The sequence below is a fragment of the Pseudomonas sp. FG35 genome (assembly GCF_057809295.1).
In genome coordinates, this window is record NZ_JBMDJR010000009.1 from 115,232 (window position 1) to 129,579 (window position 14,348).

The 14,348-nt window shown below is 61.8% G+C and carries 14 protein-coding genes; 9 read left to right on the forward strand and 5 right to left on the reverse strand.

The genetic code is table 11. The annotated features are described in order from the left end of the window. The first annotated feature begins 210 nt into the window (after positions 1 to 210). Together ACODTD_RS18840 and ACODTD_RS18845 are read left to right on the forward strand one after the other, a co-directional pair. Positions 211 to 1,044: an EamA family transporter gene (locus ACODTD_RS18840; protein ID WP_221615976.1), complete on the forward strand. Its 834-nt coding sequence runs from the start codon at positions 211 to 213 to the stop codon at positions 1,042 to 1,044. Between the two features lie 39 nt (positions 1,045 to 1,083). Continuing rightward, entirely contained in the window at positions 1,084 to 1,467 is a 384-nt protein-coding gene (locus ACODTD_RS18845; protein WP_011336334.1) for an MAPEG family protein, read from the forward strand. A gap of 49 nt (positions 1,468 to 1,516) precedes the next feature. On the opposite strand, the gene mltA is transcribed toward ACODTD_RS18845, so the two are convergent. Continuing rightward, complete coding sequence (mltA, locus tag ACODTD_RS18850; protein ID WP_041475449.1) at positions 1,517 to 2,689, reverse strand: murein transglycosylase A; 1,173 nt, start codon at positions 2,687 to 2,689, stop codon at positions 1,517 to 1,519. A gap of 128 nt (positions 2,690 to 2,817) precedes the next feature. Here mltA and ACODTD_RS18855 point away from each other — a divergent pair, with 128 nt between their 5' ends. Then, positions 2,818 to 3,267: a c-type cytochrome gene (locus tag ACODTD_RS18855; RefSeq protein ID WP_221615977.1), complete on the forward strand. Its 450-nt coding sequence runs from the start codon at positions 2,818 to 2,820 to the stop codon at positions 3,265 to 3,267. 22 nt (positions 3,268 to 3,289) lie between these two features. Here the strand turns inward: ACODTD_RS18855 and ACODTD_RS18860 are convergent, their stop codons facing one another. The 4 genes from ACODTD_RS18860 to ACODTD_RS18875 all read right to left on the reverse strand — a co-directional run bounded on the left by ACODTD_RS18860 (position 3,290) and on the right by ACODTD_RS18875 (position 7,808). After that, positions 3,290 to 3,685 carry a DUF1090 domain-containing protein gene (locus tag ACODTD_RS18860; RefSeq protein ID WP_007959697.1) on the reverse strand — a complete coding sequence of 132 codons (396 nt, stop codon included), beginning with the start codon at positions 3,683 to 3,685 and terminating at the stop codon, positions 3,290 to 3,292. A gap of 98 nt (positions 3,686 to 3,783) precedes the next feature. Then, a complete protein-coding gene (ligB, locus tag ACODTD_RS18865) occupies positions 3,784 to 5,460 on the reverse strand; it encodes an NAD-dependent DNA ligase LigB (RefSeq protein WP_221615978.1) in 1,677 nt (558 codons plus the stop codon). A gap of 143 nt (positions 5,461 to 5,603) precedes the next feature. After that, complete coding sequence (gene metK / locus ACODTD_RS18870) at positions 5,604 to 6,794, reverse strand: methionine adenosyltransferase (RefSeq protein WP_011336330.1); 1,191 nt, start codon at positions 6,792 to 6,794, stop codon at positions 5,604 to 5,606. Positions 6,795 to 6,812: 18 nt separating this feature from the next. Next, on the reverse strand, positions 6,813 to 7,808 hold the full coding sequence (locus ACODTD_RS18875) for an ArsR/SmtB family transcription factor (RefSeq protein WP_108563449.1): 996 nt from the start codon (positions 7,806 to 7,808) through the stop codon (positions 6,813 to 6,815). A 271-nt stretch (positions 7,809 to 8,079) separates the two neighbouring features. Here ACODTD_RS18875 and tkt point away from each other — a divergent pair, with 271 nt between their 5' ends. The 6 genes from tkt to fba all read left to right on the forward strand — a co-directional run bounded on the left by tkt (position 8,080) and on the right by fba (position 14,292). After that, on the forward strand, positions 8,080 to 10,077 hold the full coding sequence (tkt, locus tag ACODTD_RS18880) for a transketolase (protein WP_201816570.1): 1,998 nt from the start codon (positions 8,080 to 8,082) through the stop codon (positions 10,075 to 10,077). A 151-nt stretch (positions 10,078 to 10,228) separates the two neighbouring features. Further along, on the forward strand, positions 10,229 to 11,281 hold the full coding sequence (gene epd, locus ACODTD_RS18885; RefSeq protein ID WP_011336327.1) for an erythrose-4-phosphate dehydrogenase: 1,053 nt from the start codon (positions 10,229 to 10,231) through the stop codon (positions 11,279 to 11,281). A 12-nt stretch (positions 11,282 to 11,293) separates the two neighbouring features. Further along, positions 11,294 to 12,457: a phosphoglycerate kinase gene (locus ACODTD_RS18890; protein WP_201816567.1), complete on the forward strand. Its 1,164-nt coding sequence runs from the start codon at positions 11,294 to 11,296 to the stop codon at positions 12,455 to 12,457. Between the two features lie 34 nt (positions 12,458 to 12,491). After that, positions 12,492 to 12,713: a hypothetical protein gene (locus tag ACODTD_RS18895; RefSeq protein WP_007959706.1), complete on the forward strand. Its 222-nt coding sequence runs from the start codon at positions 12,492 to 12,494 to the stop codon at positions 12,711 to 12,713. A 56-nt stretch (positions 12,714 to 12,769) separates the two neighbouring features. Next, positions 12,770 to 13,102, forward strand: a complete 333-nt coding sequence (locus ACODTD_RS18900) for an MliC family protein (RefSeq protein WP_489105092.1) — start codon at positions 12,770 to 12,772, stop codon at positions 13,100 to 13,102. Positions 13,103 to 13,227: 125 nt separating this feature from the next. Beyond that, positions 13,228 to 14,292 (forward strand): class II fructose-bisphosphate aldolase, encoded by a 1,065-nt coding sequence (gene fba, locus ACODTD_RS18905; RefSeq protein WP_007959708.1) that lies wholly within the window; start codon positions 13,228 to 13,230, stop codon positions 14,290 to 14,292. The last annotated feature ends 56 nt before the right edge of the window (positions 14,293 to 14,348 follow it).

Genomic DNA, 14,348 nt, shown 5'->3' on the forward strand with positions numbered 1-14,348 from the left:
CTCTGTCGGTAGTCTTGACGCTTTGATCAGGCATACGCAGGCCGGCGACCGGTCTCGGGCGAGAACGGGGCAGGCAGGAATTATTGGAATTTGTCTGTGCGCAACTGAGTGCGGCGTGGTCGCTTGCAGTATAAACAGCTGCTGACACATCGCGAATCAATAATCTGACTAATTGGCTCAGGTTCAACAACAAGAACAAAGGAGTGGCACGTGCTGGCGACAGCTCTGGTGTTGGTGGCGGCGCTGTTGCACGCAGCGTGGAACACGTTGATCAAGTTCAGCGCCGAACGGCTGCTGGTGGTGGCCTGCATGGACAGCGTGGCGCTGTTGTTCGTGGTGCTGGCGATGCCTTTCATCAGCCTGCCGCCGGCGGAAATCTGGCCGTGGATTCTGGCGTCGGCGGCGTTCGAACTGCTGTATCGCTACCTGTTGATCCAGGCCTATCGGGTCGGCGATCTGGGGTTGGTCTATCCGTTGATGCGCGGATTGTCGCCGCTGGTGGTACTGGCGCTGACCCTGATCTTCGCCGGCGAAGTGCTGACCACCCAGCAAATCTTCGGAATCCTGCTGATCCCGCTGGGCATGGCTTGCCTGCTCTGGCAGGGCGGCGGCGGGAAACATTTGCCGTGGGCGATGCTGCCGGTGGTGGCGCTGATCGGCTTGTGCATCGGTTGCTACACCTACATCGATGGCCAGGCGTTGCGGCGCTGGTCGCATCCGCTGGATTACCTGGTCTGGGTCACGCTGTTCAGTGCCTGGCCGTTTCCGATGCTGGCATGGGTGGCCAAGCGTCCGGCGTTCATGCTGTTCTGGCGCGAGCAATGGAAGCTGGGGCTGGCGGTCGGGTTCTGCGTGTTGTTCAGCTACGCTCTGGTGCTGTGGGCGATGCAGTTGGGCTCGATTGCCGAAGCGGCGGCGTTGCGTGAAATCAGCGTGATCCTGGTGGTGCTGTTCGGCATGCGTTACCTGAAAGAACCTTTCGGCCGGCCGCGGCTCTTAGCCTGTGGGCTGGTGCTGATCGGCATGCTGGTCATGAAGTTCTGAGCGCCCGGCAACTCTAAAACTCGAAAGAAGGACGGTGTTATGACGGTGGCTTTGTGGTGTGTGTTGATCGCGATCTTTCTGCCCTATCTGTGCACCGTCGTGGCCAAGGCCTCGGGTGGTTTCAGACTGCGGGACAATCATGATCCCCGGGACTTTCTGGACAGCGTGGATGGCGTGGCGCGTCGTGCCCATGCGGCGCAACTGAACAGTTTTGAAGTGACCCCGGCGTTTGCGGCGGCGGTGATCGTCGCGCACCTGGTGGGCACGGCAGAGCTGGTGACGGTCAATGTGCTGGCGGTGCTGTTCATCACCAGTCGCCTGCTCTACATCATTTGCTATCTGGCGGACTGGGCGGCTTTGCGCTCGCTGGTGTGGTTTGTCGGGATAGTGCTGATTGCCAGCTTCTTCTTCGTTTCGATCTGAACCTGAAAAGATCGCAGGCTGACGAGGCCTGCGATCTTTTGCGTTGCGCTTACGGCTTGTCGGCCACCTGCGGGACTTGCGGCAACGCCGCGCCTTTTGGCCAGAGCATCCAGATCTGCCCCTGCTGTTTCATGTCGCCAGCCAGTTGCCCGGCGGCATCGCCGGTGCCCCAGAACAGATCCGCGCGAACCTCACCGGCAATCGCGCCGCCGGTGTCCTGCGCAGCCACCGGGCGTACCAGCGGCGTGCCGTCCGGGCGAGTGGTCGACAGCCACAACAGGCTGCCTAGCGGAATCACCTTGCGGTCCACAGCCGCGCTGTAACCGGCGGTCAGCGGCACGTTCAGCGAGCCGCGTGGCCCTTCGTTGCTGTCCGGATTGCGGGTGAAGAACACGTAGCTCGGATTGCTCGCCAGCAGTTCCGGAATGCGCGAAGGGTTGGCCTTGGCCCAGTTGCTGATCGCACCCATGGTGACTTCTTCTTTTTTCAGCTCGCCCTGTTCCACCAGCCAACGGCCGATCGGTCGGTACGGATGACCATTCTGGTCGGCGTAGGCGATGCGCAGTTGTCGGCCGTCATCGGTCTGAATCCGCCCCGAACCCTGAATCTGCAGGAATTGCAGGTTCATCGGATCGGTCAGCCACGCCACGACCGGCGCCTTGACGCCCTGGCTCTCGATGGTCGCCGCGTCGTCGTAAGGCTTGAGCACGCGACCTTCGAGGCGGCCGCGCAGGCGCTTGCCTTTCAGTTCCGGATAAATGCTGTCCAGCGAGACAATGATCATGTCCTCGGGCACGCCGTACACCGGCACGTTGGCGCTGGCGGTTTGCGTCAGGCTGCCGGGATAGACCGGTTCGTAATAGCCGGTGATCAGACCGTTGGGGTTGTCGTTCTCGGCGCGCAGGCCGAAGACGTCGAGGTTCTGCTTGAGGAACGCGCGGATGTCGCCGGCTTTTTGCGGCACGTTGGCGGCTGCCGCACAGGTCGCGCCCCAGACCGGGTCAGCCTTGAGCCGGGTGCAGGCGCTGCGCCAGGAACCGAAACCGGCCACCAGATCGCTATCGGACACTGTTGGCAGTGCTTCCCAGGTGGCACTGGAATACGTGGCCAGGGCGTGGGTTTTCGGCTTGGCGCTGTCGCCACCGGTGCATCCGGCGAGGATCGCCAGCAACGGGAGGGTGACGAGGAGCGGATGACGCCAGGCCTTGAAGCGGCTGTTCATGGAGAATTTCCTGTGCCGGTTGCTGAAGTGCTCCATGCGCTCAAGCAACCCTTATTGTTAATAGGGCTATTGGTGTTTGGCGGTGACGCGAGGATACTGGCCGCCGATTTCCGTGACCTGAAGCCACCATGACTCTTAAACGAATTTCTGTTGTATTGCTGGCCTGTCTGACCTTGTCCGCCTGTGGCGGTGTCGACCCGAATTCCCCGCTGGGTCAGCGCAAGGCAATCTTCAAGCAGATGCTCAAGACCGGCGAAGACCTGGGCGGCATGCTGCGCGGACGCATTGCCTTCGACGGGCCGAAATTTGCGGAAGGTGCGGTCAAGCTCGATGCGTTGTCCCGTGAGCCGTGGAAACATTTCCCGCAGGTGCGCGAAGAAGATCACACCAGCGCCAAGGACGATGTATGGCAGAAACAGGCGCGCTTCCAGGAAATGGCCCGCAGCCTTGAAGCGGCTACCGGTGAACTGGTGATCGCCAGCAAGGTTCAACCCTACAAGGCCAGTAACCTGGGGCCGGCCGTGCAGAAAGTCGAAGATGCCTGCAGTGCCTGCCATAAAGAGTTTCGCGACCACTGATGTTCAAGGGATCACGGCTTTCTTACTTGTCGAGTTCGTCCAGCGCGTCCTGCAATTCCTTGCGCGATTCGGCGAGCTTGTTCTTGCGCTTGTCGATCTTCTCCGGATCGCCTTTCTTCATGGCCTTGTCCAGATCGGCCTGACGCTTGCTCACTTCGTGCTTGGCGTCTAGCACCTTGTTTTCGCGCTCTTTCTTCAGGCCTGCGTCGGTGCAGTGCTCGGTGACTTCGCGCAGGGCGGTTTCGAGGCCGGCCTGCTGGTCGGCGTTGCCGCGGGACTTGGCCTGTTCGATCTGATTGATGATGCCCTGCTTCTTGGCAGCACAACCGGTCAGGCCCGGTGCGTCTTCGTCGGCCATCACGGGGGCGGCGAGGACTGCGCAGAACGACAACAGGGCGAGCGGTGCGAGAAATTTCATAAAAGCTCCATGTGCAAAGGCAATCGGGTCGGTAAAGCACTGCGCTGTTGGAGCGCTCCGGCGGACATTGGGTTCCCGGCTGGCCGGGGATTGCGTGTTCAGAAGCCGTCGACGCCGGCGGCTTGCAGGGTTTCACTCAGGGTCAGTACCTGCGGGTCGCGAAAAAAGGCGCTCAATTGCGCCGCGCGACCCGGGCCTATCCCGGCTTCTGCCTGCCATTGTTCGGTGTTGCGTTGTGCCAGCGCCTGCCATGAATCGGCGAGTGTTGCCTGACCGGTCGGTGGCAACCCCAGGGCTTTGAGCCATTGTGCGAACGGCCGTTGGCGGGCGCTGTGAAAACTGTGCAGCAGGCGGGCACTGCTACGCTCGCCGAGACCGGCAATGTTAGCAAGCTCCGGCCCGTCGAGGGTCAACCAATCCAGCAGGCTGTTCAGGCGGCCTGTTTCGAGAAGTTTCTCCCAGGTGCCGCGACCGACATGCGGCAGGGCCAGTCCCTGCTTGCCGCTGAGCCAGGTCAGGCGCGCGAGGAACTGACTCTCGCAGCCCGGTGTCGGTTGCCAGCAGCTCAGGGCGTGAAAATCGCTGGCAAGCGGAACGTTCAGATCGGCGCGTTCGGTACTGCGCAGTACCACGCTGTCGAGGCGCGGAATCGTCAGCCCGGCCAGGCTGATTGCGACCTGATCGCCGGGGCGAATGTCCAGCTCCTGCCAACGCCTGAGCGAACTGACGCTGACCCGTTTGATCTGCCGGTCATCGAGCATCACCGGCGACAGTTCAAGCACCGGCGTAATGCGCCCGGTGCGGCCGATCTTGAAGTGCACCTTGCGCACATCGGCCAGTGCCTGGGCGAACGGGTATTTCCAGGCGACAGCCCAGTAGGGCGGACGAGCCTGCCAGCGCTCGGCGGGCGGTCGCAGGCTCTGGCGCAGAACCACGCCGTCCGTGGCGAATGGCAGTGGCGAGTGATACCAGTGATCGCGCCAGTGTTGCGCGTCGTTCAGGCTGGCGACGGCCTGGGTGTAGGGCACCGTGGTAGGAAAACCGAATTGTGTCAGGGCCGTGATTCGCTCCGGCAAGTCCCTCGGCCCGTGCGGCCAGTCCCAGACAAACAGCCCGATACCGGCGGCGTGTTCCGCGCCGAGATCCTTGCGTCCCAGCAGGCCGGCCACGGTGGCGCGGGCGTTGGCGCTGCCGGCACGTGCCTGCATGTGTCCGTTCAGGCGCCAGTAGAGTTCGCCTTGCACCAGCAGATCCTGCGGTTGCGTCAGCTGTTGCGGAATGGCTCCGATCTTTTTTGCAGATGCCGTCCAGTCCTGCCCGCGAACACCATCCCCGCGACTGATCGCCTGATGCAATCGGCCGTCGCGATAGATCAGGGTCACCGCCACGCCATCGACCTTGGGTTGCACCCATACGTTTTGGCGGTCGCGCAGCCAGGTGGCGATGTCCGCCGCGTCGTGAAGCTTGTCCAGACCGGTGTGAGCGACCGGGTGCGCAACCGGGCCTGATGCGGTGCGCAACGGCTCGGGCGGTGAGGGAAGTTTGAAGCACCGGCGCCATTGGTTCAGGCGCAAGCGGGACTGATCGTAGAGCTCATCGGCGATCACCGAGCGACCTTCGCGATGATAGGCGTCGTCCCAGCGGTGGATCTGTTGTTGCAGGGCGGCGACTTCGCTCGATGCCCGGGCGGCGGCCCAGTCGGGGCAGTCGTCAGCGAAGGCGTTGAGGTGGAAAACCGGCAGGAAAAACAAAAACAGGCGCAGTGTGGCAAGCATCGTGAGCGTCCTTGCTCAGAGAGATACCTGAAGGCTAGCCGGGATTTTCCAGCGGGCCGGGCGGCTGTTTTGCCGGTTGTTTCGCGACCATGAAAAAGCCCCGCACGGCGAACCGTGCGGGGCTTCTCGTACCGCCAGGAGTATTACAGGCCGGCAGCGGAACGCAGAGCGTCGGCGCGGTCGGTTTTTTCCCAGGTGAACGTGGAGAAGGTGTCTTCGCCAACGGTCTTGGTCTGCGGAGCACGGCCGAAGTGGCCGTAGGCTGCGGTTTCCTGGTACATCGGGTGCAGCAGATCCAGCATGGTGGTGATCGCGTATGGACGCAGGTCGAACACTTCGCGGACCAGTTTGATGATCTTGTCATCGCTGATCTTGCCGGTGCCGAAGGTGTTCAGCGAGATCGAGGTAGGCTGGGCCACACCGATCGCGTAGGAAACCTGAATCTCGCAACGCTCGGCCAGGCCGGCCGCCACGATGTTCTTGGCAACGTAACGGCCAGCGTAGGCCGCCGAACGGTCAACCTTGGATGGATCCTTGCCGGAGAACGCGCCGCCGCCGTGACGGGCCATGCCGCCGTAGCTGTCGACGATGATCTTGCGACCGGTCAGACCGCAGTCACCTACCGGGCCGCCAATGATGAACTGGCCGGTCGGGTTGATGTGGAACTGGGTGTCCTTGCTCAGCAGTTCGGCAGGCAGCACGTGCTTGACGATCAGCTCCATCACGCCTTCGCGCAGGTCGTTGTACGACACTTCAGGGTTGTGCTGGGTCGACAGAACCACCGCGTCGATACCGACAACCTTGCCGCCTTCGTAACGGCAGGTCACTTGCGACTTGGCGTCCGGACGCAGCCAAGGCAGCAGACCCGATTTACGGGCTTCGGCCTGACGCTGTACCAGCTGGTGCGAGAAGGTGATCGGGGCCGGCATCAGCACGTCGGTTTCGTTGCTGGCGTAGCCGAACATCAGGCCCTGGTCGCCGGCGCCCTGATCTTCAGGCTTGGCACGGTCAACACCCTGGTTGATGTCGGGGGACTGCTTGCCGATGATGTTCATCACGCCGCAGGTAGCGCCGTCGAAGCCGACGTCGGAGCTGGTGTAGCCGATGTCGCAGATCACGTCACGAACGATCTGCTCCAGGTCAACCCAGGCGCTGGTGGTCACTTCACCGGCAACGATGGCCACGCCTGTCTTGACCAGGGTTTCCACCGCAACGCGTGCGTGCTTGTCCTGGGCGATGATGGCGTCCAGCACTGCATCGGAAATCTGGTCGGCGATTTTGTCCGGATGTCCTTCAGACACGGACTCGGAGGTGAAGAGGGAGTATTCGCTCATCTCGATGTTTTCCTGAATTTACCGATGGTGAGTGTCGCCAGCCGGTCGCTGAAAATGGCGAACCTGGATCTGGAAACCATTACGTAAGCCTACATAGAGGCTTTCCCCGGGAACGAGTCCCGCAGCGGTGGCCCAACGGGCCAGATCGTCCTGTTCAAACCCCAACCACAGATCACCGCAGGCCTCCCTGGCCCAACTCTGGTTGTGGCTACATAACTCTGTCACGAGCAGGCTACCGCCCGGTTGCAGCAGGCTGGCCATGTGCTTGAGCGCTTCGGCCGGCGCGGCGAAATGGTGCAACACCATGTTCAACACCACGCAATCGGCCTGAAGGCTCACGCCATTCAATGCATCGGCCAATTGCAGGCTGACGTTAGCCAGCTGTTCACGTTCACATACCTGGCGGGCCAGTTCGAGCATCGCTGCACTGTTGTCCAGTGCGGTTACGGTGCCGAAGCGGCGCGCCAGTTCCGGCAGGAAAGCTCCATCGCCGGGGCCGACTTCAATGGCCGTGGCTGCGCCATCGAAATTCAGTTTGTCGAGCAGGGCCAGCACGCTTTCACGGTACTGCGGCAGGCCGGCAATCAAATCCTGCTGGGCGCGGAATTTCTCCGCGATCCGGGCGAAAAAGTCCTGGCTGTTGGCCGCGCGTTGCCCGTGGACCTGTGCGATCCGGGTTTCCACGTCGGCTGGCAGCGCCAGATTGTCGACTTCTTCTAACAATGCCGCATGCAACTTGCCACCCAGCAACTCGGTGTGGGGCAGGGCGCGGCGATAGAACACCGCGTTGCCTTCACGGCGAGTGGCCACCAGATCCGCCTGTGCCAGCACTTTAAGGTGATGGCTCATGCCGGACTGGCCGATACCGAAAATCTGCGCCAGTTCCAGTACGCCGAACGAGTCGTTGGCCAGGGCGCGCAATACATTCAGCCGCAGCGGATCGCCGCCGGCCTTGCACAGGGCCGCCAGCTCGTCGCAATCGTCATGGCGAATGGAAGGCACGCGTAAGTTCATAGGGCTGGCAGTCTAGTGACGGCCGGAAGGCATCGCAAGGTCTATATCAAAAAGTTTTGATATTGCTCGATGGATGGCGCATTCGATTGCACTTCTCACTGCCCGGTTAACTCTACAAACGAACAGCGGAAAGGTTTCACCAACCGAAACCGATGTTATCCATGGGAAAAACGCCTCCGGATGACTATCTGTCATTGCCCCGAGGCGCTCGGGTGAGGGAAAATGCCCTCCTTTTTTCCGTTTCAATCTATTCACACCCAGGAGATCAGCGATGCCTAGCCGTCGTGAGCGTGCCAACGCCATTCGTGCCCTCAGCATGGATGCCGTGCAAAAAGCCAACAGCGGCCATCCCGGTGCCCCCATGGGTATGGCAGATATCGCCGAAGTGCTTTGGCGCGACTACCTCAAGCACAACCCGAGCAATCCATCGTTCGCCGACCGTGACCGCTTTGTGCTGTCCAACGGCCACGGCTCGATGTTGATCTACTCGCTGCTGCACCTGACCGGCTACGACCTGTCGATCGACGACCTGAAGCAGTTCCGTCAACTGCACAGCCGCACCCCGGGCCACCCGGAATTCGGTTACACCCCGGGCGTTGAAACCACCACCGGCCCGCTGGGTCAGGGTCTGGCCAACGCCGTGGGCTTCGCCCTGGCAGAAAAAGTCCTGGGCGCGCAGTTCAACCGTCCTGGCCACAACATCGTCGACCACCACACCTACGTGTTCCTGGGTGATGGCTGCATGATGGAAGGCATTTCCCACGAAGTCGCTTCCCTGGCCGGCACGTTGGGCCTGGGCAAGCTGATTGCCTTCTACGATGACAACGGCATCTCCATCGACGGCGAAGTCGAAGGCTGGTTCACCGACGACACGCCGAAGCGTTTCGAATCGTACAACTGGCAAGTGATCCGCAACGTCGACGGTCACGACCCGGAAGAGATCAAGACCGCCATCGAGACCGCTCGCAAGAGCCCGCTGCCGACCCTGATCTGCTGCAAGACCACCATCGGTTTCGGTTCGCCGAACAAGCAAGGCAAGGAAGATTGCCACGGCGCCCCGCTGGGTGACGCGGAAATCGCCCTGACCCGTCAGGCGCTGAACTGGAACCACGGCCCGTTCGAAATCCCGGCCGACATCTATGCCGAGTGGGATGCCAAGGAAAAAGGCCGCGCCGCCGAAGCCGAGTGGGATCAGCGTTTCGCTGCCTACTCCGCCGCGTTCCCGACCGAAGCCAACGAGCTGATCCGTCGCCTGAGCGGCGAGCTGCCGGCCGACTTCTCCGAGAAGGCCGATGCCTACATCGCTGAAGTCGCGGCCAAAGGCGAAACCATCGCCAGCCGTAAAGCCAGCCAGAACGCCCTGAACGCGTTCGGCCCGCTGCTGCCGGAAGTGCTGGGCGGTTCGGCTGACCTGGCCGGTTCCAACCTGACCCTGTGGAAAGGCTGCAAAGGCGTCAGCGCCGAAGACGCCAGCGGCAACTACATGTACTACGGCGTGCGCGAATTCGGCATGACCGCGATCATGAACGGCGTTGCCCTGCACGGCGGTCTGGTGCCTTACGGCGCGACCTTCCTGATGTTCATGGAATACGCCCGCAACGCCGTGCGCATGTCCGCCCTGATGAAGCTGCGCGTGATCCACGTCTACACCCACGACTCCATCGGTCTGGGCGAAGACGGCCCGACGCACCAGCCGATCGAGCAACTGACCAGCCTGCGCAGCACGCCGAACCTCGACACCTGGCGTCCAGCCGATGCCGTTGAATCGGCCGTGGCCTGGAAAAACGCTCTGGAGCGCAAGGACGGCCCGTCGGCGCTGATCTTCTCGCGTCAGAACCTGCAGCACCAAACCCGTGATGCCGGCCAGATCGCCGACATCAGCCGTGGTGGCTACGTGCTGAAGGACTGCGCAGGCGAGCCTGAGCTGATCCTGATCGCCACCGGTTCGGAAGTTGGCCTGGCGGTTCAGGCCTACGACAAACTCACCGAGCAAGGTCGCAAGGTGCGCGTGGTTTCCATGCCATGCACCAGCGCGTTCGACGCTCAGGACGCCAGCTACAAGCAATCGGTCCTGCCGTTGCAGGTTGGCGCGCGTATCGCGATCGAAGCGGCCCACGCCGACTTCTGGTTCAAGTACGTGGGTCTGGAAGGTCGCGTGATCGGCATGACCACCTACGGCGAATCGGCTCCGGCTTCGGCACTGTTTGAAGAGTTCGGCTTCACCCTGGAAAACATCCTGGGTCAGGCTGAAGAGCTGCTGGAAGACTGATCCAGAAAAGGTGTCGCCTGAACTGACGCCTTCGCGAGCAAGCTCGCTCCCACAGGGTTATGTATGACTCATGTGGGAGCGAGCTTGCTCGCGATAGCGATGGTTCAGGCGCCATCGCATCAACGGATACACCACGGTAATCGAGAACCCCATGCCTCAACCGCGTCCCTACAAAGTTGCACTCAACGGCTACGGCCGGATCGGTCGTTGCGTCTTGCGTGCGTTGTTCGAGCGAGGCTCGGCGGCAGGGTTTGAAATTGTCGCGATCAACGATCTGGCCGACATGGCCAGCATCGAATACCTGACACGCTTCGACTCCACTCACGGCCGGTTCCCGGGCGAGGTGAAGGTCGAGGGCGATTGTCTGCATATTAATGGCCACTGCGTGAAGGTCCTGCGCAGTGCCACCCCCGAAGGCATCGATTGGGCGTCGCTGGGTGTCGATCTGGTGCTCGAATGCTCCGGCGCCTGGCACACCCGCGCAGACGGCCAGCGTTTTCTCGACGCCGGCGCGCCGCGTGTGCTGTTTTCGCAGCCGATGGCCAGCGAGGCGGATGTCGATGCCACCATCGTCTACGGCGTCAATCAGGATTGCCTGACCGGCGACGAACTGCTGGTGTCCAACGCCTCCTGCACCACCAACTGCGGCGTGCCGCTGTTGCGTCTGCTGGATCAGGCGGTCGGACTGGATTACGTGTCGATCACTACGATTCACTCGGCGATGAACGATCAGCCGGTGATCGACGCCTATCACCACGAAGACCTGCGCCGCACCCGCTCGGCGTTCCAGTCGGTGATCCCGGTGTCCACCGGTCTGGCGCGTGGTATCGAGCGCCTGCTGCCGGAACTTGCCGGGCGAATTCAGGCCAAAGCCGTACGCGTGCCGACGGTCAACGTGTCCTGCCTCGACATCACGATGCAGACCGCGAGCGACACCGACGCCGGCGAGGTCAACCGGATCCTGCGCGACGCTGCCACCAGCGGCCCGCTCAAAGGCCTGTTGGCCTACACCGAGCTGCCCCACGCCAGTTGTGATTTCAACCATGACCCACATTCGGCCATCGTCGATGCCAGTCAGACCCGCGTTTCCGGCCCACGGCTGGTGAACATCCTGGCCTGGTTCGACAACGAATGGGGTTTTGCCAACCGAATGCTGGATGTTGCAGAACACTATCTGCAAACAGCGACTTCAAAAAAACCGTAGGAAGTGCGACCCATGACCGTGTTGAAGATGTCCGACCTCGATCTGCAAGGTAAGCGCGTATTGATCCGCGAAGACCTCAACGTCCCAGTCAAGGACGGTGTTGTCACCAGCGATGCGCGTATCCTGGCTTCGCTGCCGACCATCAAGCTGGCCCTGGAAAAAGGCGCGGCCGTGATGGTCTGCTCGCACCTGGGTCGTCCGACCGAAGGCGAATTCTCTGCCGAGAACAGCCTCAAGCCTGTCGCCGACTACCTGAGCAAGGCCCTGGGCCGCGAAGTGCCGCTGGTGGCCGACTACCTGGGCGGCGTTGACGTCAAGGCCGGCGACATCGTGCTGTTCGAAAACGTGCGCTTCAACAAGGGCGAGAAAAAGAACGCCGACGAATTGGCCCAGCAATATGCCGCCCTGTGCGACGTGTTCGTGATGGACGCTTTCGGCACCGCTCACCGTGCTGAAGGTTCGACCCACGGCGTCGCCAAGTTCGCCAAAGTCGCCGCTGCCGGCCCGCTGCTGGCTGCTGAGCTCGACGCACTGGGCAAAGCCCTCGGCGCCCCGGCCAAGCCGATGGCGGCCATCGTTGCCGGCTCCAAGGTCTCGACCAAGCTCGACGTACTGAACAGCCTGAGCCAGATCTGCGATCAACTGATCGTCGGCGGCGGCATCGCCAACACCTTCCTCGCGGCGGCCGGTCACCCGGTCGGCAAGTCGCTGTACGAGCCGGACCTGCTGGACACCGCGCGCGCCATCGCCGCCAAGGTCAGCGTGCCGCTGCCGGTCGACGTGGTGGTTGCCAAGGAATTCGCTGAAAGCGCCGAAGCGACCGTGAAACTGATCGCTGACGTCGCTGCCGACGACATGATCCTCGACATCGGCCCGCAAACCGCGGCCAACTTCGCCGAACTGCTGAAGTCGTCGCAAACCATCCTGTGGAACGGCCCGGTCGGCGTGTTCGAATTCGACCAGTTCGGCAACGGCACCAAAGTGCTGGCCGAAGCCATCGCAGAAAGCGCGGCGTTCTCGATTGCCGGCGGTGGCGACACCCTGGCGGCCATCGATAAATATGGCGTAGCGGAAAAGATCTCCTACATTTCCACCGGCGGCGGCGCGTTCCTCGAATTCGTCGAAGGCAAGGTGCTGCCGGCCGTTGAAGTCCTGGAAAGCCGGGCCAAGGCCTGAGGCCGCCCGATTGGCCAGGCAAAGGAGTGTTCAGATGGTCAAGTCGTTAGCGCTGTTGTTGCTGACCGGTACGCTGGCGGCCTGCGGGAGTAACCCGAAGGCCGAGCCGACACCGGCACCCGGCGAGGCCCAGAAAGGCTGCTACCAGGCCGACTGGCAGGCCGAAACCAACCCGGTGCTGAACAAGCGCTCGGGCCCGGACGGTCTGGACAAATACGAGACGCAAACCCCGGCCAAGGAACATGGTTGTCCTTGACCGGTCTGACTCTTTACTCAAGTCCGGCGGCGTGCGCTGCCGGTCGAGGAACACGGATGAAAGGCTTGATCGCCATTGCGGCGCTGGGATTGTTGGGTGGTTGCGCGCAGTGGAACCCGTTCCAGTCGTCCGCCCCTGTGGATAACTGGACCACCTGGACCTGCGACAGCCAGGCCAAGGTGCTTTGGCGCTTCACCGATGCCGCCCGCAAGGAAGTCGATGTGCGACTGGGCGGCGGGGATCAGGTCTATCGCCTGAAAGAAGAGCCAGGCGCCTCGGGCGCGCTGTACAGCGATGACATGCTGGCGTTTCACATCAAAGGTGAGGAAGGCCTGGTTTACTGGGTCGCCACCAATGATCTGATCGGCCGAGGCTGCAAAGCCGAATAAAACAGAATTTGCTGTATCGAATCACCAGGTCGGGCCTCAACCCCCGATCTGCAATCACTTGAATAGCCGCCGCCGCTCCGGCAGGCTGGCACGATTAACGACCCAAACCGGGAGAGAGACACACAATGGCACTTATCAGCATGCGCCAGATGCTGGACCACGCAGCCGAGTTCGGCTACGGCGTTCCAGCCTTCAACGTCAACAACCTTGAGCAGATGCGCGCCATCATGGAAGCCGCTGACAAGACTGACTCCCCGGTGATCGTTCAGGCTTCGGCCGGTGCCCGCAAATACGCTGGCGCCCCGTTCCTGCGTCACCTGATCCTGGCGGCGATCGAAGAATTCCCGCATATCCCGGTGTGCATGCACCAGGACCACGGCACCAGCCCTGACGTCTGCCAGCGCTCCATTCAACTGGGCTTCAGCTCGGTCATGATGGACGGCTCCCTTGGTGAAGACGGCAAGACCCCGACCGACTACGAATACAACGTCCGCGTAACCCAACAAACCGTGGCCATGGCTCACGCCTGCGGCGTTTCGGTTGAAGGCGAGCTGGGCTGCCTGGGTTCGCTGGAAACCGGCATGGCCGGTGAAGAAGACGGCATCGGCGCCGAAGGCGTTCTGGATCACAGCCAGATGCTGACCGACCCGGAAGAAGCTGCTGACTTCGTCAAGAAGACCCAGGTTGATGCCCTGGCCATCGCCATCGGCACCAGCCACGGCGCTTACAAGTTCACCAAACCACCTACCGGTGACGTGCTGGCGATCGACCGCATCAAGGAAATCCACAAGCGCATCCCGAACACTCACTTGGTGATGCACGGTTCCTCGTCGGTTCCACAAGAGTGGCTGGCGATCATCAACCAGTACGGCGGCGACATCAAAGAAACCTACGGCGTACCGGTTGAAGAAATCGTCGAAGGCATCAAGCACGGCGTGCGCAAGGTCAACATCGACACCGACCTGCGTCTGGCATCCACTGGCGCCATGCGTCGCCTGATGGCCACCAACCCGAGCGAATTCGACCCACGTAAATTCTTCGGCGAAACCGTGAAGGCCATGCGCGATGTATGTATCGCTCGTTACGAAGCTTTCGGTACCGCCGGCAACGCTTCGAAGATCAAGCCGATCTCGCTGGAAAGCATGTATCAGCGTTATCTGAAGGGTGAGTTGAACGCCAAGGTCAATTGAGACTGGGTGTTTAGCTGAGTTGAAAGAAACCCGCCGTAAGGCGGGTTTTTTATGAG